Origin of the sequence: Curtobacterium sp. ME26 (genome assembly GCF_903970945.1) — a bacterium.
In the GTDB taxonomy this organism is placed as follows: Bacteria; Actinomycetota; Actinomycetes; order Actinomycetales; family Microbacteriaceae; genus Curtobacterium; species Curtobacterium citri.
Window position 1 is genome coordinate 1 of sequence record NZ_CAJCKG010000044.1, and the last position, 21158, is coordinate 21158.

Consider the following 21158-nt stretch of genomic DNA (forward strand, 5'->3'; position numbering starts at 1 on the left):
AGGCCTGCTCATGCCCCGTCCGAGTAGCTCCCAGAACCGCGCCTCCCGGGCACGGTGCTCCAGCCTCGATCCCATCTGCAACACTCCGATTCACGGTGGTGTTGCAACGACCAGCTGAACCCAAGCATCCCTAGCTGGTCACCCGCCTCGGAGAGCGAGGAAGCTCGAGCAGTGCAAGCGAATATCAAATCGGTGACAGTCCACGGCCGAACTCAGGACCGTGACGCCGACCTCGACCACGTACAGCAGTTCGAAGTCGAGACCGACACGGGACACCGTTACGTGGTCACCTGCGAAGGCCCACCGGTCGGATCTCCCTCGGACTGGAAGGTGACGAGCGCCGGTGATGGTCACCTCGTCGGCAGTGTCCGATTGCTCGGCGCAGGCATGCCTGGCGCGACCAACTACCGTTACAAGAAAGCTGGCGCGCTCCTCGCGGGCGGTAAGCAGTTCGATCTGTGGAACGCGGTGCAATCCCTGTTGCAGTGATGCCTCTCGGCTGGTCGGGCATCCATCCAGCACTCGGCCGCTTGTGGCAGTGTCGAGCGCGTTCGCTAGTCGATCGTCTATCGGAACCATGTTCTCGCCGCGCCAGTGCCTGTGGGCGCAAGATTGAGGTTGTGTGTTTCGGCACCGTTCTGGCCGTAGCCGATGCCCCAGTCCTTCGGGCGGATGTCGCCGCGCTCCGGCGCCCTGCTCGACGAATCGCCCGCGGGGTGGCCGCGCTACTGGGCGGCTCGGAGCAGCCGCGACAGTTTTAACGAGCACGCCGCGCGCACGGGCCGCAAGGGTCGGTCTTTCCAGCAAGCGGACGCAGGGTGATTGAGTATCCGCGCTACTTCGGGCTGATGGGTACCGCGTAGGAGGCGGCTCCATTCCCTGCGGCGTTGACTGCTGTGACCCGCACCATGTTGTTGCCAGCGGGCATGTCGGTGAGGGTCAGCGGACTTGACGAACCGCTCACCGTGTACGAGCCGTACGTGGTGGACAGGATGTAACTAGTGATCGGCAGTCCGCCGTCGTTGTCCGGCGCCGTGAACGCCACCGTCACAGACCCGGTGCCGTCGGTGGTGCTGGTGATGGTCGGTCGGCCGGGCGCCATCACCGTCACCGGAGCAGTACCAAACCGGGTGGTTGCGGCTTTGCTGACGTTTCCGGTCGCATCGACGGCGAACACCGCGACCGTGTACTGCTGCCCCGCGGGTACCGACGGCACAGCCGCTGAGGTACCGATCACCGTCAGCGGGGTGCCGCTCTGTGGGGTCACGTTCGCGCCGGAACCCTGTACGAGTCGCGCAACAACGGACTTCGCGTCCTTCGACGTCGACGCCTTCCAGGTGACTCTCCGGGGCGCCGCCGCTGAGACCGCGACCGAGCTTGGGGCTGCCGGAGCTGTGACGTCCGCACGAGCTTGCCACTGCAAAATGCCGGTCTGTGGCAGCTTCTCGCCGTTGTTGCAGTATTGCGTGAACGACATGTCCACCGTGTCCGGCAGCCCGGTCAAGGCATCGAGTGTGAACTGCTTCACGGTGACCGTACCGTTTGAGTCGCAACCACTGGAGTTCACAGTGTCGACGAGGCTGTACGCGCCGCTGACGGTGGTCCTCGTCGTGCCGACCGGGAATGGCGTTTTGTTCGGGGTCGTGAGTCGGAGGTTGAGCGCGCTACCCGAGCCATCGAGTCGATCCGCGTTGAACGTCCACCCGTATGCACTGGACACGACGGTCATGGCCGTGTTCGCACTGGTGACCTTGGTCGTCTTGCCCTTATCAACGATGCCCTTCCCGGAAGAGGTCATACCGCTCGTGCCGAGGAATGCCGAACCGGTGAGGGGCACGCTTCGGGTTGCCGTTCCGACCCTCATGCTGACAGCGGCGGTGGCCGGACCAGGAGTCTTCGGCGCGAAACCGACCATGAACGAGCAGCTTGCCCCGGCAGCGAGAGTGGCCGTGCAAGTGCTACCGCTGACCGAGAAGGATGCGGCGTGCAGTCCGCTGACGGCGGGCGCACCGAGCGCGACCGGTGCAGATCCGGTGTTGTGCACCGTCTTGACCTGCATCGTCTTGGGCAGTCCGATGAAGGTCTTCGCGAAGACGATGTTTCGAGCGCCGAAGATGACGGATCCGGCAGTGTCTTCCCCGAACCGGAACTCACCGATTCCCGGAACGATGCCGTCGAAGCGGGTGATCGTGCCGTTGGTGGGGTCGGAAGCGATGTCGATGATGTCAAACTCGCCGTATACGTACTCCCCGTTGATCGCCAGCGTGGGCACCTTCGCACCGTACGGCTGCTGCCCGACGAGGCGGTACACCCCGGTGGTCAACGGCTTGTCGTCCGGTGGCGTCAGGATGAACGAGGCGCTGCTGGTGCTCGAGACAGACATCCGAGCGTCGATACCGCGGGTCGTGTCGGAGAGGTACCGCTGCACGTTCGACCCGTCGGCGAATTGCGGTGTGCCGCGGTCGGAGTAGTGCGGGGAGAGGATCTGCAGCACCCCTCCGGTCTGAGTGGCAGCCTCAGCCGGTACGACGCCTGATGTGCTGATGAGCCCGACCGTGAGAAGCGCGGCAGCACCGAGTGCTGCCGAGCGGGCGATGCGCTGCATTGCGTGGTCCGTTCTGTCCCCGTGCGCACCCCGGGACAGGTGGTGGCGGTGCAGACGCTACTCCTGAGCGCGCTCGAAGCGACGCCGATCCGATGTCTGGCCGGGTTTCGCTTACGTCGGCCGCCGCCGGGACCTTTACCCGACATTGTGTGACGGGCGCCGGGTGGCTTTGTCCTCTGTCGCTTCCCCCGCCGCTGAAACGTTCCGAGAAGAACTATTATCGGAACTGGGATCGTGCGCGACCGTGCATCGATTGCGGCGACTGTCGTCCGCTAGCTAATTTGTCCGACTGCCACACCAACTCGTCTGAAATACGGCGTTAGACACGTCGTTTGACAGCGTCGTCGGGCCAATCGATGGAAGAGAGCCAGCCCACGCTGCGCCTTTCGTCGGAGACCAATCGCGCCAACAGGAGCGCGCGGCGCGCGCCTCAGCGTAGATCCGGCACGAGTTTGAGCGCGGCGTCGACTGCATCCTCCGGCCGGCCCGTTCCGTGCTGCGCCCACCACGCGAGGGCTGCCGATGCGGCTGAGGCGAGGATGCGTGCGCGCACGGCGACCCCGAGCGATGTGATCTGGGCTCCGTCGCGGTCGGCGACGAACTCGACGATCCTCGACGCCAGCCTCGCGATGGTCGGGTCGCCGATGTGCTCGAGCGTGGGATTCGCCGCGATGACGCGGAAGCGCCGACGGGTGACCTCGACCGCGGCATCGGGGAACGTCGCCGCGATCCGGTACGCGGCCCGCAGTGCGGCGTCTGATGTTTCGGAGGCGGGTCGGGCGTCGAGGGCCGCGGTGAACCGGGTGGCGAACTCGTCGATTCCGGCCCACACGAGCGCGGCCTTGCTCGGGAAGAGGCGGAACAGGGAGCGGCGGCTGACCTCGGCCGCGATGGCGACGTCGTCCATCGACACGGTGTCGAACCCCTGCTCGTTGAAGAGCCGGAGTGCGACGAGCGAGACCGCGTCGGGGTCGATCGTCCGGGGTCGTCCCGTCGGTCGGTCGGTCGGCGAGCTCATGGTTTCCTTTCGGCACTGAGTGCTACAACTGAGATCGGCGCAGGACGCGCCTCTCAGTGAGGAGACCACATGACCGACACCACCGCCGGACGATTCGTCGGCAAGACCATCATCGTTACCGGAGCCGGCTCGGGTATCGGGCGCGCCACCGCGACCCGGATCGCACACGAGGGCGGCCATGTCATCGCAACCGACGTCGTCGCCGAGCGGCTTGATGCGCTGCGCACCGAGCTCGCCGGAGCGGACGTGGAGACGGTGCTGGGCGACGTCGTGGCGGCCGAGACGATTGATGCAATCATCGGCGCCGTAGGCGACCGGGTCGACGGCCTGGCGAACGTCGCGGGCATCATGGACGCCTTCCTGCCGCCGAGCGAGGTCGACGACGCCACCTGGGAGCGTGTCTTCGGCGTTAACGTCACCGGACCGATGCGACTCACCCGCGCCGTGCTGCCGCTCATGATCTCCGCTGGCAGCGGAGCCGTCGTCAACGTCGCGTCGGAGGCGGCGCTCCGTGCGTCCGCCGCGGGCGCGGCGTACACCGCGTCGAAGCACGCCATCGCCGGCTTCACGAAGAGCGTCGCGTTCTTCCACGGGCCGCAGGGCATCCGCGCAAACGCCGTGGCACCCGGCGCGGTCGCGACGAACATCGAGGCGCCCATGCGCAGCGAGTACGCCGCGGGCCGCGTCGGTCCGATCATGCAGACCACTATCCCGCCGGTGGCCCAGCCCGAGCAGCTCGCCGCGGCGATTACCTGGCTGCTCAGCGACGACTCGGCGAACGTCAACGGCGCGGTCCTGCCGAGCGACGGCGGCTGGTCCGTCGTCTGACGGACGCGACCACGAGACGGCCTGGAGGCGCGTGGCGACGCCGCCACGCGCCTCCAGGCAGGCAGACCGGCAGAGATCCGGGAACCAACGAGGGAGGAACGCATGACCGACGCCACGACCCTGACCAGGACCGAGGCCGACCGGCTGGCGGCCGAGATTGACGTCGACGCGCTCCGGGCCAGGTACCGACAGGAGCGCGACCGTCGGATCCGTCCCGACGGCGCCCGTCAGTACCGAGCCACCCGCGGATCGTTCGGCTACTACGCCAAGGACCCGTACACGCCGAGGACCGAGCGGGAGCCGGTGACGACCGAGGTCGAGGTGCTCGTCATCGGCGGCGGCTTCGGGGGACTCGTCACCGCGGCGCGGTTGCGGGAGGCCGGCGTCCATGACATCCGGATGATGGACGAGGCCGGTGACTTCGGCGGCACCTGGTACTGGAACCGGTACCCGGGCATCCACTGCGACATCGAGTCGTGCGTGTACATGCCGCTGCTCGAGGAGGTCGGCACCGTCCCTAAGTGGCGGTACGCCCCCGGTGAGGAGATCCGTCAGCACGCGATGGCGATCGGGCAGACGTTCGACCTCTACCGCGACGTGCTGTTCCAGACGCGCGCCACCGAGCTCCGGTGGGACGAGGACGAGGCCGTGTGGTTCGTCGCCACCGACCGGGGCGACCGGTTCCGCGCCCGCTTCGTCATCACGTCCTCCGGGACCCTGACCGAGCCGAAGCTCCCCGGCATCCCCGGCGTCGACACGTTCCGCGGGCACACCTTCCACACCAGCCGATGGGACTACGGCTACACCGGCGGCACCGCAGACGGCGGACTGACCGGCCTCGCCGATAAGCGGGTCGCCGTGATCGGCACCGGCGCCACCGGCATCCAGGTCGTCCCGCACCTCGCGCGCGACGCGTCGCAGCTGACCGTGTTCCAGCGCACCCCGTCGACGATCGGCGTCCGCGACAACCGGCGCACCGACCCCGCGTGGGCCGCGTCGTTGCGGCCCGGGTGGCAGCGCGAACGGCAGGAGAACTTCATCCGGACCATCTCCCGCGACCGCGTCGACGAGGACCTCACCCGGGACGGGTGGACCGAGACTGCCCGCATCCAGCGGACTACGATCACCGGCACGGTCGACGAGTCCGTCGACCCCACCGAACGGGAACGGCTCGACGAGCTCCTCGACTTCCGGAAGATGAACGAGTTGCGCGCCCGGGTCGACGAGATCGTCGAGGATCCGGCGGCCGCCGAGGCCCTCAAGCCCTGGTACCGCTACATGTGCAAGCGCCCGGGGTTCAGCGACCTGTACCTGCAAGCGTTCAACGAGCCGAACGTCGCGCTCGTCGACACGGCCGACACCGGTGGGATCACGCGCATGACCGAGACCGGAGTCGTCGTCGGCGACACCGAGTACGAGGTCGACTGCGTCGTCTTCGCGACCGGGTTCGACGTCGGCGTCTCCGGGGTGCTGTCCGGCTCCTTGCCGGTGTACGGCCGCGACGGGACGACGCTGCTCGAGACCTGGGCGACACACGGACCACGTACCCTGCACGGCTTCACGACGCACGGGTTCCCGAACCTATTCCAGCTCGGGCCGCTGCAGAACGCGAACTCCGTGAACTTCGTCCACATCCTGCAGGACCAGGCGGAGCACGTCGCTGAGGTCGTCCGCGTTGCGCGAGCGCGAGCGATGGGGGTTCGGTACGTCGAGCCCACCGTCGCCGCGCAGGGCGCCTGGGTCGCGACCATCCGCGAGGTCGCGATCGACAACTACCGGTTCTGCGCCGAGTGCACGCCGGGGTACTACAACCGCGAGGGCACCGCGTCGTCCGGGAACACGTCATTCGGACCCGGACCCGTCGTGTTCCGCGAGGTCCTCGCTGCGTGGCGGGCGGAGCGGATCGAAGAGGTTATGGTGCGACCGGGACCTCGCGTCGCCGTGTAGCTCCTCAGGGTTCACCGCCAGAGTTGGCCTGTTCTCGCCGCCCGAGTTGCGACAGACCAGTGGCGCCGACCGTGAACGGTCGGCAGCACTGCTGCGACGGTGACTCAGCGCACGAGCTCCCGGTCACGGTGAAAGCAAGGAGCAGCGTCAGTCTGCGGTGGGTTGGACAAGTGAGATGGCAGTGAATCCGGACAGAAGTACGCGTGGGACTGTCTCTGCTGCTGAGTGCCGAACAGTTTGAACGGCGGCCGACAGGAGCGGTGACGCTGACTTGATGTGGCTCCTGCTTACTGCTGAGGTCTTGCTGCTCGGTCGCCCGCGGCGAGGCTCTTCGGTGGGCCCGTCATCTCCCGATGCGTTAGGAGCGAGCCCCCCCGGGTCGGGTGCCGGCAAGGACCCATCCCTGACTGCGAGGCACCGTAATTTGAAGACGGCAGAGGGAGGCGCGGTGCCAGCTCGCACCGCGCCTCCCGTCCGTCCTCTGTGGGCGTCGCTACTGGGCGTCCTCCAGCAGGTCCGTCACACCACCGCGCACCGCCGCTGCGCGGCGGGCCCGCACCGATGGGGCGACGAGCGCGCCGACCAGCGCGAGTGCGCCGACACCGGCGCAGGCCCAAAAGCCGATTGTGAAGGCGTCGTCGGTCGGCAGCCCCTGCGGCGTGCTGTGCGAGGTGATCAGCGCCGCGATGACCGCGGTCCCGACGCTCGAGCCGATCGTGCGGACGACGGTGTTGGCGCTGATGGCCTCACCGGTCTGGTTCGCGGGGACGCTCTCGATGATCGCGTTCGAGCACGCGGCCAGGGCCAGGCCGATCGCCACGCCGGTCAGTACGCCGGACAGCACGACCTGCCAGATCTCGGCGTGCGAGACGGCGGGGACGACGAACGCGGCGACGATCGCGATGCCGCCGAGAACGAGCGGTACCTTCGGTCCCACCTTGCGGACGAGGACGCCCGCGATGGGACCGGCGATCACCATCATCACGACGGTGGGCAGGAGGAAGAGCCCCGCCTGCGTGACGTCCTTCCCGAAGCCATACCCGACGGCGGTCGGCAGCTGCAACAGCGTCGGGACGAGGACGAACGTGCCGAACATCGCGAAGCCAAAGACGAGCGCCACCACGTGCGCGGTCCAGACGCCCCGGACGGCGAACAGTCGGACGTCGATGAGCGGCTCCGCAACCCTGAGCTCCACGAACACGAACGCGATCAGCGCGACGCCACCGAGCACGAGCAGGCCGACGGTCTTCACGTCGCCCCAACCCCAGGTCTGGCCCTCGCTGACGGCGAGCAGGACCGCGACGAGGGCGACGCCGAGCACCAGGGTGCCGGCCACGTCGAGACGGCCGGGCTTGCGGACGGGGGACTCAGGCATGCCGAAGACCGCGCCGAGCAGAGCAATCACGACGAGCACGGCGGGCAGCCAGAACAGCCAGTGCCACGACAGGTGCTCGACGATCGGGCCGGCAGCGACGATGCCGACACCGGCGCCGATGCCGAAGATCGCCGAGAGCAGGCCGATGGTCACGCTGACCCTCTCCTTGGGCAGCTCGTCGCGGACGATACCGATCGACAGGGGCATCACCGCACCGGCCGCTCCCTGCAGGGCACGGCCGACAATCAGGACCCCGAGGTTCGGCGCGAGCGCGGCGAGCACGGCGCCGACGAGCAGGACCGCCAGCACGACGATGAGCACCTTGCGCTTGCCGACCATGTCGCCGAGACGCCCGAGGATCGGGGTGAGGACCGAAGCGGACAACAGGTAGGCGGTGAGCACCCAGCTCGTCGCGCTGGTGGACGCGCCGAGGTCCCGGCCGATCGTCGACAGCGCCGGAGCGACGAGCGACTGCAGCACGGCGAAGGACAGACCGCCGAGCGACAGGTAGAGGACGATCGCCGTGCTGTTCGGTCGGCGACCCTCGGTGGTGGTGGGGTGGGTCCCGGTCCGCGGGCGCTCCCTGGTCTCGGTCATCGTGCTCCGGTCGATCAATGTAAACAACTGCTGACTTGACGAGGGTACGTGGCTTCAGCCGGATGTCAACACGTGCTTACACGCTGGGCCGCGCCGGTACGATGCACTCATGAACAAGGACGCCGCCGCCACCCGACTGCTCCTGGTCGGAGCCGCTCGACGTCGCTTCGCATTCGACGGGTACCGCGCAACGACCGTGCGGGACATCGCTGCCGACGCCGGCGTGAACGTGGCGCTCATCAACCGGTACTTCGTGTCGAAGGAAGGGCTCTTCCGAGCCTGCCTCGACCGGGCGGCGGGCGGTCTCCAGCCCGACATCCGGAACCTCGACCGGGTGCTCGACGACCTGGTCGACCACGTCGTCAGCTCACCGACGGACGAGGACTCGATGCAGCTGCTGCTCCTAGTGCGGAGCACGGGGGACGACCGCGTGGACGTCATCCGACGGGAGACCCTGCGGCACCACGCCGAGCGCCTCACGGCCGCGGCGGTGCCGGACCGGGCCGGGTCGCCGGACGATGCGCTGCTCGTGCGGGCGCAGATTGCGCTCTCGGTCGTGCTCGGCATGACGATGATGCGGACGGCGACCCGGGTCGAACCGCTCGCGTCAGCAGACGAAGCACTGCTGCGTGCGCCGTTGCGAGCTGCACTCCACGCACTGCTGGTGCTGTGACACCGGAAGCGCAGTCTGGTCGCCGGGAACGACGACCGTGGCGACCATCGTGTAGGCCCTGCTCTTCGACTCGTCGACGAACAGCGTGCTCACTTCGAGGCGCCCTTCGACGAGGTGAGCGCGATCATCGGCGGCGGTCCGGGTGGACCCACTCGCGCGCGATCGCTTGCAGCTCTTCGAGGGTGAGGGCGTAGCCGCTGCCGCCCACTCTGGACGACGCCGTTCCCGGATGCGGCGATACTCGGCCAGCATCCGCATGTACGCAACCAAGATACACGCGTGAGAGTTGCCCCCGTCGTGGCTGTTGATGAAGCCGGCATGCTCCTGCCAGCGTCCCTTGTTGACGAGATACTCGACGTAGCTCCCCATCTTGCCTTCAAGCTCATCGTTGAAGTCGAAGCCTTGGTAACGCAGCGTCGACGTCAATTCACTCGGCACGGAGATGCCCTGCTTCTGCAGCTCGGTCACACCGAAGCCAGCGATACGGAACATATCGAGGATGTCCATGACCCGTTGCGAGTCGCGCTTGCTTAGCTCGTTCGCGATGCCTGCGGACTCCACCCAGTACTCCTGAGTTAGACCCGCTTCGAGTACTCGTGCGCGATCGAGCTGGTAGTCCTTGTCTCCGTCGACGTCGTTCTCGTCCTCTGGGAGCACCCGTCCGAGGATGCGGTGGAGCAGTGAGAAAACGTGGCGGTCCTTCGCGCTGAGCGAGTCAGGGACATATCCGTCTCGCTCGGGCCGGTCGCCAAGCGGCACCACTGCTTCTCGGATGAAATCGCGCACGAAGTCGCTGAGGGTGACGCCGTCTTCCGTGGCTCGCCGCGCAGCCGCATCTCGGATTTCGTCGCCAAACCCGGATAGTGATTGTAGCCACTTTCGTCGTCTCGCATGACGCAAAGCGTGTACCGTCTTACGCTAGTAGGCACTGGCCCTGCGGTCAAGTGGACGGAATCGACCGCTTTTGACCCACGACGCATTTCTTGTGCCGCTGTTCTTGAAGAGTTCTCAGGCGTCGTGCATCCTCATCCCGAGTCGTTTTCGCTCGGCCGGATCAGGGTCCCGCGGAGTGCGCTGACAGCGACGTATTCGGGTCACGACGCTTGCGAACGCACGACTCGGGACGGGGTCCGCGCGCACCACACCACAGCAGGGACGGATCCCGTCTTTCTCATGTCTCCAGTGGCGCACCACGATCTGCCCGGCCGAGGTATCTCTGATCCACAGCGAACTGCGTCGTTGTCACTGCTCGCCACGGATAGCAGCGTCGAGGTACGCCTGCGCTTCGGCCCCCCCACCAATCTCTGGGACCAGGGCAAGTTCGGAGCACAGGTGGGTTCTACTAGACTCGAGCATTCGTTTCTCGCCTGCAGAGATGGAACGTTCTGCGGACCGGCGTGTGAGATCGCGTACGACTTCGGCGAGGCCCACGATGCTGCCGCTGCTGAGCTTCTGCTCGTAGCTCTTGAACCGCCGTGACCAGTTTGTTGGTTCCTCAATGAAGTCTTCAGCAAGAACTCCGCGGATCTGTTCGAGTGTGTCGCCACCAATAACTTCTCGGAGACCCACGTTCTCAAGCTCGGTGATCGGAACGTGTATGCGCATTCGGTGCTGTTCGGACTCGAGGACGAGCATCTGGGTGGGTGTCCCCTGCAGTACGCGCTGCTCGACACCTCGCACGGTGACCGCTCCGTGTCTGGGATGGATGAGAACTACTCCGGGCTCAGTGTCGATGACGGACTCCTGCTGCTACTTGAGGATTCCCGAGAGGATCGGGAGTTGTGGCGAAGATGGCTTCTTCAATACGGAGGGGCTTCACAGGCTGCGGCCGCGTCCGCGGCTGGTGATGTCGTGGACGAGGAGGCCAACGAAGACGAGAAGGCAGGCGCCGGCACTGACTCCGAACGCCGTGCTGATGCCGGTGTTGCTGACTCCGCCGCCGCCCGTTGTGGTGGCCGCCAGGATTGCGCCAGCGACTGCGCTTCCGAGGCTCCCGCCGATGGTGCGGAGGACCTGGTTGAAGCTGACTGTGCTCCCGAGCTCGGCGACAGCGACGCTGCGGGAGATCAGTGTGGGCATCGCCGCGAAGGTGGTACCGATACCGAGTCCGAACAGGAACATGCCGACGAGGATGTCCCAGAGCTGCGTATGTCCGATGAGCATGAAGCCGTTGGAGGCAGTCACGAGCGCGGCTCCGATGGGCAGCAGCGCGGTGTTCGAGATACGACGGCTCAGGGACCGTGCGGCGCGTGTGGCGAGTTGGCTTCCGAGGGAGAGCGGCAGCATTACGAAACCGGCCCAGAACAAGGGGAGCGCGAGGCCAAATCCGCTCTGTCGCGGCGCTTGTGCAACGAGGCTGACGACGGACAGCCCGATGTACATGGCCGAACCCAAACCGAGCGCGGTGCCGTTCGCTAGGAGGACATCAGTGTGACGTAGGACACCGAGTCGGATCAGCGGGTGGGACGAACGGAGCTCGACGAAGACCCACACAGCCAGGGCTGTGACGGTGAGGATGAACAGCCCGATTGTCCAGGGTGAGGTCCACCCCTGGTTGGGTCCCTCGCTGACGCCGAGGACGAGAGACCCGAGTCCGACACTGAGCAAGATGGCTCCGCCGTAGTCGAACGCGCCCCGCTTTGTGGCTGGCGAGTTGTTGTTGGGAACAACGACGGCGACCACCGTGAGCGCTGTGGCGACGAAGATTGCTGCGAACCAGAACGCGAAGCGGAAGTCAAAGGACGCGGCGATGATGCCGGTGATCGGGTATCCGATACCCACGCCGGTTGCAGCGGTGACGGAGAGCGCGGAGATGCCCCCGGGGACGCGGACGGTGTCTTCGTGTCGGCGTAGCAGCGTGATTGTCACGGGGATGACTGAGTAGGAAAACCCTTGAAGGACGCGGCCGATGAGCAGCTGCGGGAAGGATGCGGCTGTTGCTGCCACGACCGATCCGACCAAGATGAGCGACAGCACGACGATGAGGAGCCGTTTCGCGGCTACCCCGTCGGAGAGTCGACCGACGATCGGAGTGGCGATCGCGCCAACGAGCAGGTTTGCGGTCAGGAGCCACTGTGCCGTGGCGACTTCAACGTGCAACTCGCGGGCGATGATCGGAATGAGCAGCAGTCCGAGGGAGCCAATCACTGAAGTGGATAGTGCCGCCCAGACCAGGCCGGGTAACAGAAGTGGCCGTGTGGGTTTCGCCATCAGTCGCGCACCTTCCCGAGTTTTTTTAGAGCGGGAAGCGCAGCTTTGATGGTCTCGATCTCTGCCGCGCTCAGCTGCGCAGCGACCGCCTTGTTGAGCCATCCACTTGACCGGGTGCGTTCGGAATCCAGCTGGTTCTTGCCCGCAACGGTGATCGACAGGCGCACTTTGCGGCCGTCAGAGTTGTCTGGCGTCGCTGCAACCAGTCCCTTTTCCCGTAGCTCTCGGACAAGGACGGTCATCGACTGCGGTGAGACACGTTCCGCGACTGCGAGCTCCTTGGCGGTCGTCGAGTCGTGGACCGACAACTGCTGCAGGACACCCAGCTGTCCCAGCGGGATCACCCGATCAGCAAGCAGCCCGCGCAAGAGCGGGCGCAGCGTCAGCCGGAGCGCGTCGGTGAACGCGGCAGTGTCCGCGATCTCGGGATTCTCGTTCATCGAAGCGGGACGTTACATCAAACTGATCAGTTGCACGAACTAAGCGACTGTGACGCGGCCTGCAACTCGTCGACGAGTCGCAGGAGCTGCTCTTTGGCTGTGCTCACGTCCGGAGGCGTTGGGAAGGGGCGGTGCCCGAACTCGACGAGAGCAGCCAGGACGATGAGCGCGGAGAGGCGCGCTGCTGCTGGTGTGGTCCGTCGCTCTGCGAGCGTGACGAGCTCGGTGTGCAGCGATGCTGTCCAGAGCAGTGCCGCATTCTTCAGCTCTGGTCGGCGCGCTAGGAGGGCCCGCGTCCGCGTGTGGTTTGGTATCCGCGTCAGCGCTCGTGCGACGACGAAGCAGAGTTCGTCGAGGACACCGTCGTCAGGTGAAGGATGCGGTTCTGGTGTTCCGATGAGGGCGCGAGCGAGATTCAACCCGAGCGCGGCGTCGTGCTTCGATTGGAAGTAGTTGAAGAAGGTGCGCGGTGCCACGTCCGCTTCGTGGCAGATCTGCTGAACCGTGACGTCTGCTAGTCCGTTAGTCAGTGTCAGTCGGAGAGCAGCGTCATGGAGCTGCTGCCAAACGCGCAACTTCTTTCGGCCACGATGCGATGTGTCGCCCAACGCGACTGCCCCTCGCGCGGTCGCCTCGGGGGTCATATCGAACACTGGCCCAAAGATGCGCTACGCACTAGAGCATGCGACGGCGGACGCAGCGATCGCGTCGTCTTGTTCAGCGCTTCCTCCGGAGATTCCGATGGCGCCGATCATGGCTTCGTCCTCGTCGACGACGGGGATGCCACCTGGGATCGCCGAGAGGCCTCCGGAGGTGTGCTGCGCCGTGTAGATCGCGCCACCGGGCTGCATCGCGGCGGTGACGTACCGGGTGGGGGCTTGGAAGAAGACAGCGGTGCGGGCTTTTTGGATGGCGATGTCAATCGTGGCGAGGTTTGCTGTCTCAGCACGATTGAAAGCGAGGAGGTGGCCGCCGGCGTCGGTGATGGCGACGCTGACCCGAAGTCCTTCTGCTGCGGCAGCGGCCAGAGCGGCGTCGATCATGCGCCGGGCATGTTCGTGGGTGAGGTAAGTCATTGTGTCTTCTCGAGGGTTAAGCGGCTGGGGTTCAGGATCGGACGGCGCGCAGCGCACCGGCCCAGCGTTCAAGCTGGTCGAAGAGGTCGGCGGCTTGCTGGTGGTGCTCGGGGCTTGGAGTGAAGACTCGGTCGGGGAAGTTGCCGGGCAGCTGCAACCGGACCTGGTTGCGGATGTCCGCCATTTGGAGTTCCCCGACGACGCCGCGGAGGTGCTCGACGGCTCGGACGCCGTAGCTGGTGCCGTAACTGACGAACGCTGCCGCCTTGTTGTTCCACTCTCCGTAGACATAGTCGAGCGCGTTCAACAGTGCGGGGGAAGTGGAGTGGTTGTACTCGGGAGTGACGAACACGAACCCGTCGAATCGCGCAACAGTGGCTGCCCAATCCCGTGTGTGCTGGTGTTCGTACTGTCCAAGGAGCGCGGGGACGGATTCGTCGAGCAAGGGAAGCTTCGTGCGCTCGAGGTCGATGACCTCGTAGCGCGCATCGGCACGACCGGATGCCTGTTCGTACACCCACGCGGCGACGGCGGCACCGTAGCGGCCGGGGCGAGTGCTGCCAACGATGATTGCGATGTTCAAGGAAGCCATGAGTCCGTCGTTTCGAGAGTGTCGCGTGCGGGGAGTGCGGCGGAGGGACGGGTCGAGAGTGACCCGCCCCTCCGGTGCGTGGGGTGCTACTTGCCTTCTGCTTCGCGGGAGACGGGGGCCCACTCCGCCCACTCGTCGAGGCGCTGCTGGTAGATGCGGGGGATCATCTGCGTGGGGCTCTCGCCGAAGAACACGCGCAGCGGTGCCTTTTCGGCGTCGACGACCTTCATGATGGCGGACCCGAAACCGACCGGCTCGGGCTGGGCCCCTCCAGCCATCTTGCTCATGGCGTCGTGGATGCCCGCGTACTGCGGCTGCGCGTCCGCGACGGTTGCCGAGGCGCTGCCCCAGTCTGTTGCGAAGCCGCCAGGCTCGATCAGGGTCACCTTGATGCCGAATGCAGCGACTTCCTGCGAGAGGGACTCAGTCAGACCCTCGAGTGCCCACTTCGAAGCGTGGTAACCGCCGAGCGTCGGGAACGCTCCGACTCCGCCCACGGTGGAGATCTGGATGATGTGACCCGAACCCTGCGCGCGGAGGATTGGCAGGGCGGCCTGGGTGACGTGGAAGACGCCGAACAGGTTGGTCTCGAGCTGGTCCCGCAGTTGCTGCTCGGTGATCTCCTCGACGGTGCCGAAGAGTCCGTACCCGGCGTTATTGATGACGACATCCAACGAGCCGAATGCCTCATGAGCGGCCGTGACCGCGGCGAATGCCTGGTCTCGATTGGTGACGTCGAGCTGGATCGGAAGTACGGCGTCGCCGTACTGCTCAACCAGGTCGGCCAGGGTGTCAGTATTCCGAGCGGTCGCTGCGACCTTGTCGCCGCGCTGTAGTGCTGCAACGACGAACTCCCGACCGAACCCCTTCGAGGCGCCGGTGACGAACCAAACCTTGCTCATGATGCTCTTCCTCCTCTGATGCGTCCTCATGACGCCTGCGCAACCATACGCCGCAAACGACACCGGGTGTCAACTTCGCGTCCTGGGCGTATGCTGTGGGAATGAGCGAGGAGCACCCGGTACCGATTCGTGAACGCACGCGGCGTCTTGCGCAGACCGAGCTGACGACGGTTGCGCAGGACCTCTTCCTCGAGTACGGGTACGAAGCCACGACGGTGGATCAGATCGCAGCTGCCGCGGGCATGTCGAAGCGCACGTTCTTCCGCTACTTCCCATCCAAGGATGACCTCGTCATCGGGAAGTACGACCTCTTCGGCGACCGTATGGCAGATGCTCTGGATGCTCGGCCCACCGACGAACCGGTCTGGGACTCTCTACGACGGGTGTTTGATCTCACTTTGGACTACGTCCAAGACGAGCGGCAGCGCGCCCGCTATGAAGCGATGGACCGAATTGTGCAGGCTACTCCTCAGCTGACAGCACGGTACCTCGAGAAGCTCCAGCGCGTGCAGGCGCTCTTGATCGAGCGAGTGGCCACACGGCTCGATCATCCAGCATCCGATCCTCGCCCCGCTGCTGTCGTCGGCGCAGCGTTTGCTTGCATGCAAGCGGCGCGCGCGTCGTGGATTCAGTCTGAACAGTCGCAGCCGTTCGGGGTCTATCTCGACCGCGCGATGGGCACCTTCACGATCGACACTGCACCTGCACCTGCACCTGCACCTGCACCTGTACCTGTATGAGCGTTCGAAAGCCACGGCGTTAGAAGCTGATTGCGGTCCCATAGGTGTTAGACGCTGGGTCAGTCTTCGCCGGCGCAGATAACGAGAACTTCTCGCTAGGTGGCTGAGTTGCTCTCCGGTTTCGTCGTAGGGCCGAGGTAGACGTTGTCGGAATAGCCAGCCCCAGCCTGCCCGTCCCCCCGATGCCGTCCATCATGCCTCGCCGGGGGTGTAATTCAAGAAATGTGCCGTAGGTTGGCTCGGGTAACACGTGTTGGTGGGCTCATTCGTGGACCGAGCTCGACCCGTCTCGTTAGCCAATCGATGACTGAGATTTGGACCGCGTTGCTGCACCCGTCCGACGCGCATCCTGCGTTCCGGACTGTCGCGGCCCGGGAACGAGGACGGGCGGTACCCAATGGCCTGCCACATGCCTCCCGTCCAACGACCAGGCTCTACTGCGATTGCAGTACGCGGGCGCGTCGCCGTCTTGGTCAGATGGTTCCGTCCCGAGCCGCCCGTGCTCGTGACGTGAGGAGCACCATGCGCACCGTCGTCGTCACCGGCCCCGGATCCGTCGAGATCCGCGACGAGCCCGTCCCCGAGGTCGGCCCCGCCGACGTTCTGATCGCCGTCAAGGCGTGCGGGGTCTGCGGCTCCGACGCCTTCTACGCCGCCCGCGGCGGCATCCCGCCGCGTGAGGGGCACACACCCCTCGGGCACGAGGTCGCCGGTGAGGTCGCGGTCGTCGGCGACGCCGTTGAGGGCATCGCCGTCGGCGACCACGTCGTCGTGAACCCGATGGGTGATCCCCGCGGGATCATCGGCAACGGGGGCCCCACCGGCGGGCTCTCCGAATTCCTGCTCATCGAGCAGGCCGTGCTCGGCACCAGCGTCGTGCTCGTCCCGAAGGACCTCCCCTGGCAGGTGGCTGCGCTCAACGAGCCGATGGCGGTCGCCCTGCACGCCGTGAACCGGACCGCGCCACAGCCCGGTGACACGGTCGTCGTGTTCGGTGCCGGCCCGATCGGGCTGGGTGCCGTGATCAGCTACAAGGCGCTCGGCGTCGGGCACGTGGTCGTCGTCGACGTGATCGCGTCGCGGCTCGAGAAGGCCCTGCTCGTCGGAGCCGATGCCGTCGTGAACTCGGCTGAGGAGCCACTCGACGAGCGTCTGATCGCCCTGCACGGCGAAGCACGCGACGGCGTCGGGCACGGTGGTAAGGCCGGCACCGACGTCTGGCTCGACGCCGCCGGGGTGCCCGCCACCGTGCAGACGGCGTTGCGACTGGCGAAGCACCGCGCGACCATCGGTGTCGTGGCGGTGCACAAGCGGCCCGTCGAGGTCGACTTCGGTGACCTGTTGGCCGTCGAGCCGACGATCGTGACGGCCATGGGGTACCCGACCGAGATCTTCGACGTCACCGAGCACATCATCGCGAACCCCGAGGCCTACGCGCGGATCGTCAGCGACGTCTTCCCGGCGAGCGACGTGCTCGAGGCCCTCCGGGTGGCGGCGACCCCGGGGGCGGCCGACAAGGTCGTCGTCACGTTCGACTGATGCCGGTGACGAGGAAGGTCGCCGTGCAGTACGCCGTCACGGTGTGGCGGGACCGGCCGCGGCGCGGGCTCGTGCTCGCCGTGCTGTCGGTGCCGGGCAGCCTTGTGATGGCGGGGTGGAAGGTCGTCCTGTTCTGCGCCGCTCCCTCGTTGTTCCTCGCCGCGACGGTGTTCTTCACGCTCGGGGTCGCAGCCGCGAAGGTCTGGGCCGTCCGCCGACACCGGTTGTCGTTCGCGCTCGACGACACGAACGGCGACCGGATGCGGTTCCGGCAGGCCGGCCACCGGTGGATCGGAGGCGCCGTGACCGCGATGTCGATCGTGTTCGTCGGGTGCAGCGTGCCGATGCTCGTCGGACGAGCGCACCCGGTGTCTTACGACGAGTGGGTGGCGATCGTCATAGCGGCCGCGACGTTCGCGGAGCTGGGGATCGGGGTCTGGGGCGCGGCGTCCGCGCGCAAGGACGGGGAGCCGCTCGTCGAGGCGACGAAGCTTGTGAACGTCGCCGCCGCGGTGGTCCTGCTCGTGCTGGTCCAGTCGGCGTTGCTCTCGTTCGCGGGCAGCGCCGAGACCGCCGCTGCGTCCACCGGTGCCAGCGGAGTGTTCCTCGGCGGTGTGGCCGCGGTGATCGGACTCGCGATGGCGCTGCGGCGGTTCCCGGGAGCGCCGGCGCCTCGGCCGGCTTCGGTGTCGGCGTCGGCGTCGGCGTCAGTCGACCAGGCCGGCCTGGAAGGCGAACGCGACGAGCTGGGCGCGGTCGCGGGCATCGACCTTCGCCATGGCCCGGTTCACGTGGGTCTTGACCGTGAGCGGTGAGAGGAACAGCTCGGCGCTGATGGCGTCGATGCCCTGACCGCGGCTGACCATGGCTACGACGTCGCGCTCGCGAGCGGTGAGAGTTTCGAAACGCCGGGTCATCTCGGGGTCGACGGAGGAGGCGGGTGTGCTGGCGACCTGTCCGATCAGGGCGGCTGCGGCCGCCGCGGACAGGGCTCCTCCGCCCGCTGCGACCTCCTCGATCGCCGCGACGAGCTCAGCGGGTCCCGCGGCCTTGCTGAGGAACCCGTTCGCCCCGGCACGCAGCGCAGCGAAGACGAGTTCGTCCTGGTCGAAGGTCGTCAGCATGACGATGCGGACCTGCTCGGCAGTGCGTTCGGCGCGGATCCGTCGGGTCGCCTCAACGCCGTCGATGCCCGGCATCCGGATGTCCATCATGACGACGTCCGCCGGGACCGACAGCGCCGTCTGTACCGCGTCGAGTCCGTCCCCGGCCTCGCCGACGACCTCGATGCCGTCCTGCCGGTCGAGGATCGCGCGGAGCCCCAGTCGGATCATGTCCTGGTCGTCGACCAGGATCACGCGTGTGGTCATCGTGCTCCGTTCGCGGTGGGCAGGTGGACGCGGACGACGAACAGCACGCCGTCCGCCGCGGCCTGGACGGACCCCCCGGCGGCCGCGACGCGTTCGCGCATGCCGACCAGGCCGAGCCCGCCGGTCCGGCCCGCGACGGGCTCGCTCGCCGGGGTCCGGCGACGGGGGTTGCGGACCTCGAGCACCAGGTCGTCACCGGCTCGGGCGAGGGTGACGGTCGTCCGGCCCTCGCCGTGTCGATGGGCGTTGGTGAGCGACTCCTGCAGTACCCGGTAGACCGTCACCCCGATCGGCACGGAGATCGGACCGACGTCGTCCAGTCGGGCATGGACGTTGAGGCCGATCCGTTCGTACGACGCGACCAGTCCCGGGAGCTGCGCGATGCCTGGGGCAGGTGCCGTCGGGTCGTCGAGCTCGGCGCCATTGCCCGACGCCGAGCGGAGTACCGTCAGGACGTGCTGGGTCTCCGTCAGGACGTTCCGCACGCCGTCCCGAGCGGCGTCCAGCGCGCGGCGGGCCTCGTCCGCGCCGGCGGGCAGGGTGACCTCGGCGACCCCGAGCTGCATGCTGACCACCGCGATCTCGTGCCCGATGACGTCGTGCAGGTCCCGCGCGATCCGCATCCGTTCCTCGGCCACGCGGCGTTCCGCCTCGAGCTCGCGCGTGGCGAGGGCATCCGCAGCGCGCTGCTCCAATGACGCCCTGTACTGGTGCTGGACACGCAGTCCGGCACCGATCGCGGCCGCGGCGACGACGGAGATGAGCGCGCCCAGGGCGGTCGGGACCGCGCCGCCCTCTCCCGGAGCGAGGAGTGTGCCGACGACCACACCGGGCGCGACGATCGCCGCGGCGCGGACCGGGTGCCCCTCGCGCGAGGACACCGCGAACAGCAGCAGCACCGCGCAGCTCCACGTCACGATCGGTGACCAACCGAATAGGCCGCCGAGCACGGGGGCGACCGTGGCGAGACCGAGCGCCGTCCACGGTGTCAACGGTGCCGCGACGACCGCGAGCACGGTCGCTGCGACCGCGACGCCGGGTCCCGGTCCGGCCTCGGCCGCGATTACCCGGCCCGACTCGATCGCGCACGCGAGCAGGACGACCGCAGCCGTGCCGCGGAACACCCAGCGGTCATCCGAGCGCCACGAACCCCAGATCGCCCGCAGTCGCCGCATGCACTCATCCTGACGTGCGGTCGGCGCTCCTGCTACTGCGAACGCAGTAGCCGGAGGTACCGCCGATCAGGGATCCCCCTGGTCGCCGTTTCCGGGACGATCGACACCAGGCCGGGACGATCCGGCACCGACCGGAGGAACCACCATGACCCTGACCGACACCGCCGCTCCCGTTGCCACCACATACGACTACTGCACCGTTGCCGTGCCGCGCGGCAAAGACGCCCTGTACGCCGACACTTACCGCAACTTCGGCTGGAGGCCCGACGGCGCGGACCGGACGGCCGGACTAACTCGCCGGCGCGCCCTCGGCCTCCGCCGCGAGCGTTCCGTCCGCTCCGTCGAACTGACCGAGCTCCAGCAGAACGCCGAGACCGCCCTGGCCACGATCGACTCCCTCGAACGCTCCCGCACGACCGCGGCGATGGTCGTCGCGTACGCCCTCGGCGCGATCGGCAGCGTCCTGCTGGCCGGCTCAGTGTTCGCCATGCAGGACACCGTCGCCGTCCCCGACCTGCTCGGCGGGCTCGACCCAGTCACGGTGTTTCTCGTCGGAGCCGGCGGCCTGGTCAACTGGGCGATCGCTCCGGTGGCCTTCCACCTCGTCCGCGCGGCGCGCACGAAGCGGATCCGTCCGGCCATCGACCGCCAGTTTGACGTCGTCTACGGCGCGTGCGAGGCCGCCAGCCGCCGCCGCACCGTCTGATCCCGGCGGGAACCAAGATGCCGAACACCATCGCCCGCACCGGCGTCGTCCTGCCCCCGCTCACTCCCAGCCACCTGGAGACCCGGGTGGCATACGCTCCGACGGCGTTCGTGCCGCTCCACCGGCACACGCTGGAGCAGTTCGGCTGGACGGTGACCGTGCAGGGCGGACGGCTTGGCACGACCTCCCTGCTGCTGCAACGTCTGCGGACCGGGCCGACACCGGCGCAACCGATCCTCGAGCGCCGGGCCGAGCGCGCGCTCGCCCGGATCGCCGCCCTCGAGCAGCAGCCGGCCCGCCTCGCCGGTGTCATCGCCACCGCCGGCTCCGCGGTCGCCGTGCTGGCGGTCGCGCTCGGCGGCCTG

Annotated in this window: 22 protein-coding genes; 9 read left to right on the forward strand and 13 right to left on the reverse strand. The window is 67.2% G+C overall.

The window, feature by feature from the left end:
• The first annotated feature begins 171 nt into the window (after positions 1–171).
• Positions 172–489, forward strand: coding sequence for a hypothetical protein (locus tag H7A69_RS14045; RefSeq protein WP_182047546.1), 318 nt, complete (start codon positions 172–174; stop codon positions 487–489).
• Positions 490–835: 346 nt separating this feature from the next.
• On the opposite strand, the gene H7A69_RS14050 is transcribed toward H7A69_RS14045, so the two are convergent.
• Both H7A69_RS14050 and H7A69_RS14055 read right to left on the reverse strand, forming a co-directional pair.
• Complete coding sequence (locus H7A69_RS14050; RefSeq protein ID WP_182047547.1) at positions 836–2605, reverse strand: choice-of-anchor D domain-containing protein; 1770 nt, start codon at positions 2603–2605, stop codon at positions 836–838.
• Positions 2606–3035: 430 nt separating this feature from the next.
• The gene (locus H7A69_RS14055) at positions 3036–3623 is read right to left on the reverse strand and encodes a TetR/AcrR family transcriptional regulator (protein WP_182047548.1); all 588 of its coding nucleotides are present in this window, start codon (positions 3621–3623) and stop codon (positions 3036–3038) included.
• A gap of 69 nt (positions 3624–3692) precedes the next feature.
• On the opposite strand from H7A69_RS14055, the gene H7A69_RS14060 reads away from it, so the two are divergent.
• Entirely contained in the window at positions 3693–4451 is a 759-nt protein-coding gene (locus tag H7A69_RS14060; RefSeq protein WP_182047549.1) for an SDR family NAD(P)-dependent oxidoreductase, read from the forward strand.
• A 102-nt stretch (positions 4452–4553) separates the two neighbouring features.
• Positions 4554–6398: a flavin-containing monooxygenase gene (locus H7A69_RS14065; protein WP_182047550.1), complete on the forward strand. Its 1845-nt coding sequence runs from the start codon at positions 4554–4556 to the stop codon at positions 6396–6398.
• A 493-nt stretch (positions 6399–6891) separates the two neighbouring features.
• Here the strand turns inward: H7A69_RS14065 and H7A69_RS14070 are convergent, their stop codons facing one another.
• Positions 6892–8370: an MFS transporter gene (locus H7A69_RS14070; RefSeq protein ID WP_182047551.1), complete on the reverse strand. Its 1479-nt coding sequence runs from the start codon at positions 8368–8370 to the stop codon at positions 6892–6894.
• A gap of 109 nt (positions 8371–8479) precedes the next feature.
• Between H7A69_RS14070 and H7A69_RS14075 the strand changes: the two genes are divergently transcribed.
• Positions 8480–9043 carry a TetR/AcrR family transcriptional regulator gene (locus tag H7A69_RS14075; protein WP_182047552.1) on the forward strand — a complete coding sequence of 188 codons (564 nt, stop codon included), beginning with the start codon at positions 8480–8482 and terminating at the stop codon, positions 9041–9043.
• Here H7A69_RS14075 and H7A69_RS14080 read toward each other — a convergent pair.
• From H7A69_RS14080 to H7A69_RS14115, 8 genes are all read right to left on the reverse strand, one after another.
• Positions 8978–9829, reverse strand: coding sequence for a YfbU family protein (locus H7A69_RS14080; RefSeq protein ID WP_182047553.1), 852 nt, complete (start codon positions 9827–9829; stop codon positions 8978–8980). The genes H7A69_RS14075 and H7A69_RS14080 overlap by 66 nt on opposite strands.
• Before the next feature lie 456 nt (positions 9830–10285).
• Positions 10286–10777 (reverse strand): CarD family transcriptional regulator, encoded by a 492-nt coding sequence (locus tag H7A69_RS14085; protein WP_182047566.1) that lies wholly within the window; start codon positions 10775–10777, stop codon positions 10286–10288.
• A gap of 81 nt (positions 10778–10858) precedes the next feature.
• A complete protein-coding gene (locus H7A69_RS14090) occupies positions 10859–12190 on the reverse strand; it encodes an MFS transporter (RefSeq protein WP_259346241.1) in 1332 nt (443 codons plus the stop codon).
• A gap of 62 nt (positions 12191–12252) precedes the next feature.
• A complete protein-coding gene (locus H7A69_RS14095; protein WP_182047555.1) occupies positions 12253–12693 on the reverse strand; it encodes a MarR family winged helix-turn-helix transcriptional regulator in 441 nt (146 codons plus the stop codon).
• Between the two features lie 26 nt (positions 12694–12719).
• Positions 12720–13337, reverse strand: a complete 618-nt coding sequence (locus H7A69_RS14100) for a TetR/AcrR family transcriptional regulator (protein ID WP_182047567.1) — start codon at positions 13335–13337, stop codon at positions 12720–12722.
• 24 nt (positions 13338–13361) lie between these two features.
• Positions 13362–13769, reverse strand: a complete 408-nt coding sequence (locus H7A69_RS14105) for a GlcG/HbpS family heme-binding protein (RefSeq protein WP_182047556.1) — start codon at positions 13767–13769, stop codon at positions 13362–13364.
• 31 nt (positions 13770–13800) lie between these two features.
• Entirely contained in the window at positions 13801–14361 is a 561-nt protein-coding gene (locus H7A69_RS14110) for an NADPH-dependent FMN reductase (RefSeq protein ID WP_182047557.1), read from the reverse strand.
• A gap of 86 nt (positions 14362–14447) precedes the next feature.
• Positions 14448–15263, reverse strand: a complete 816-nt coding sequence (locus H7A69_RS14115; RefSeq protein ID WP_182047558.1) for an SDR family NAD(P)-dependent oxidoreductase — start codon at positions 15261–15263, stop codon at positions 14448–14450.
• Positions 15264–15364: 101 nt separating this feature from the next.
• On the opposite strand from H7A69_RS14115, the gene H7A69_RS14120 reads away from it, so the two are divergent.
• The 3 genes from H7A69_RS14120 to H7A69_RS14130 all read left to right on the forward strand — a co-directional run bounded on the left by H7A69_RS14120 (position 15365) and on the right by H7A69_RS14130 (position 18357).
• A complete protein-coding gene (locus tag H7A69_RS14120) occupies positions 15365–16003 on the forward strand; it encodes a TetR family transcriptional regulator (protein WP_182047559.1) in 639 nt (212 codons plus the stop codon).
• Between the two features lie 522 nt (positions 16004–16525).
• On the forward strand, positions 16526–17542 hold the full coding sequence (locus H7A69_RS14125) for a zinc-dependent alcohol dehydrogenase (RefSeq protein ID WP_182047560.1): 1017 nt from the start codon (positions 16526–16528) through the stop codon (positions 17540–17542).
• Positions 17542–18357, forward strand: coding sequence for a hypothetical protein (locus tag H7A69_RS14130; RefSeq protein ID WP_182047561.1), 816 nt, complete (start codon positions 17542–17544; stop codon positions 18355–18357). Before H7A69_RS14125 ends, H7A69_RS14130 begins: the two co-directional genes overlap by 1 nt.
• On the opposite strand, the gene H7A69_RS14135 is transcribed toward H7A69_RS14130, so the two are convergent.
• Together H7A69_RS14135 and H7A69_RS14140 are read right to left on the reverse strand one after the other, a co-directional pair.
• Positions 18250–18912 (reverse strand): response regulator transcription factor, encoded by a 663-nt coding sequence (locus tag H7A69_RS14135; protein ID WP_182047562.1) that lies wholly within the window; start codon positions 18910–18912, stop codon positions 18250–18252. The genes H7A69_RS14130 and H7A69_RS14135 overlap by 108 nt on opposite strands.
• The gene (locus H7A69_RS14140; protein ID WP_182047563.1) at positions 18909–20087 is read right to left on the reverse strand and encodes a sensor histidine kinase; all 1179 of its coding nucleotides are present in this window, start codon (positions 20085–20087) and stop codon (positions 18909–18911) included. The genes H7A69_RS14135 and H7A69_RS14140 overlap by 4 nt, the downstream gene beginning before the upstream one ends.
• A 145-nt stretch (positions 20088–20232) precedes the next feature.
• Here H7A69_RS14140 and H7A69_RS14145 point away from each other — a divergent pair, with 145 nt between their 5' ends.
• Both H7A69_RS14145 and H7A69_RS14150 read left to right on the forward strand, forming a co-directional pair.
• A complete protein-coding gene (locus H7A69_RS14145) occupies positions 20233–20793 on the forward strand; it encodes a hypothetical protein (protein WP_182047564.1) in 561 nt (186 codons plus the stop codon).
• A 17-nt stretch (positions 20794–20810) separates the two neighbouring features.
• The coding region (locus H7A69_RS14150; protein WP_182047565.1) for a hypothetical protein at positions 20811–21158 on the forward strand (348 nt) is incomplete at its 3' end.

Excerpts from the sequence above, each read along its gene's own strand:
- H7A69_RS14075 (WP_182047552.1), top strand. The coding sequence starts at position 8,480 with ATGAACAAGGACGCCGCCGCCACCCGACTGCTCCTGGTCGGAGCCGCT.
- H7A69_RS14050 (WP_182047547.1), bottom strand. The coding sequence starts at position 2,605 with ATGCAGCGCATCGCCCGCTCGGCAGCACTCGGTGCTGCCGCGCTTCTC.
- H7A69_RS14070 (WP_182047551.1), bottom strand. The coding sequence starts at position 8,370 with ATGACCGAGACCAGGGAGCGCCCGCGGACCGGGACCCACCCCACCACC.
- H7A69_RS14125 (WP_182047560.1), top strand. The coding sequence starts at position 16,526 with ATGCGCACCGTCGTCGTCACCGGCCCCGGATCCGTCGAGATCCGCGAC.
- H7A69_RS14105 (WP_182047556.1), bottom strand. The coding sequence starts at position 13,769 with ATGACTTACCTCACCCACGAACATGCCCGGCGCATGATCGACGCCGCT.
- H7A69_RS14115 (WP_182047558.1), bottom strand. The coding sequence starts at position 15,263 with ATGAGCAAGGTTTGGTTCGTCACCGGCGCCTCGAAGGGGTTCGGTCGG.
- H7A69_RS14120 (WP_182047559.1), top strand. The coding sequence starts at position 15,365 with ATGAGCGAGGAGCACCCGGTACCGATTCGTGAACGCACGCGGCGTCTT.
- H7A69_RS14130 (WP_182047561.1), top strand. The coding sequence starts at position 17,542 with ATGCCGGTGACGAGGAAGGTCGCCGTGCAGTACGCCGTCACGGTGTGG.
- H7A69_RS14135 (WP_182047562.1), bottom strand. The coding sequence starts at position 18,912 with ATGACCACACGCGTGATCCTGGTCGACGACCAGGACATGATCCGACTG.
- H7A69_RS14095 (WP_182047555.1), bottom strand. The coding sequence starts at position 12,693 with ATGAACGAGAATCCCGAGATCGCGGACACTGCCGCGTTCACCGACGCG.
- H7A69_RS14065 (WP_182047550.1), top strand. The coding sequence starts at position 4,554 with ATGACCGACGCCACGACCCTGACCAGGACCGAGGCCGACCGGCTGGCG.
- H7A69_RS14100 (WP_182047567.1), bottom strand. The coding sequence starts at position 13,337 with ATGACCCCCGAGGCGACCGCGCGAGGGGCAGTCGCGTTGGGCGACACA.
- H7A69_RS14060 (WP_182047549.1), top strand. The coding sequence starts at position 3,693 with ATGACCGACACCACCGCCGGACGATTCGTCGGCAAGACCATCATCGTT.
- H7A69_RS14145 (WP_182047564.1), top strand. The coding sequence starts at position 20,233 with ATGACCCTGACCGACACCGCCGCTCCCGTTGCCACCACATACGACTAC.
- H7A69_RS14055 (WP_182047548.1), bottom strand. The coding sequence starts at position 3,623 with ATGAGCTCGCCGACCGACCGACCGACGGGACGACCCCGGACGATCGAC.
- H7A69_RS14140 (WP_182047563.1), bottom strand. The coding sequence starts at position 20,087 with ATGCGGCGACTGCGGGCGATCTGGGGTTCGTGGCGCTCGGATGACCGC.
- H7A69_RS14110 (WP_182047557.1), bottom strand. The coding sequence starts at position 14,361 with ATGGCTTCCTTGAACATCGCAATCATCGTTGGCAGCACTCGCCCCGGC.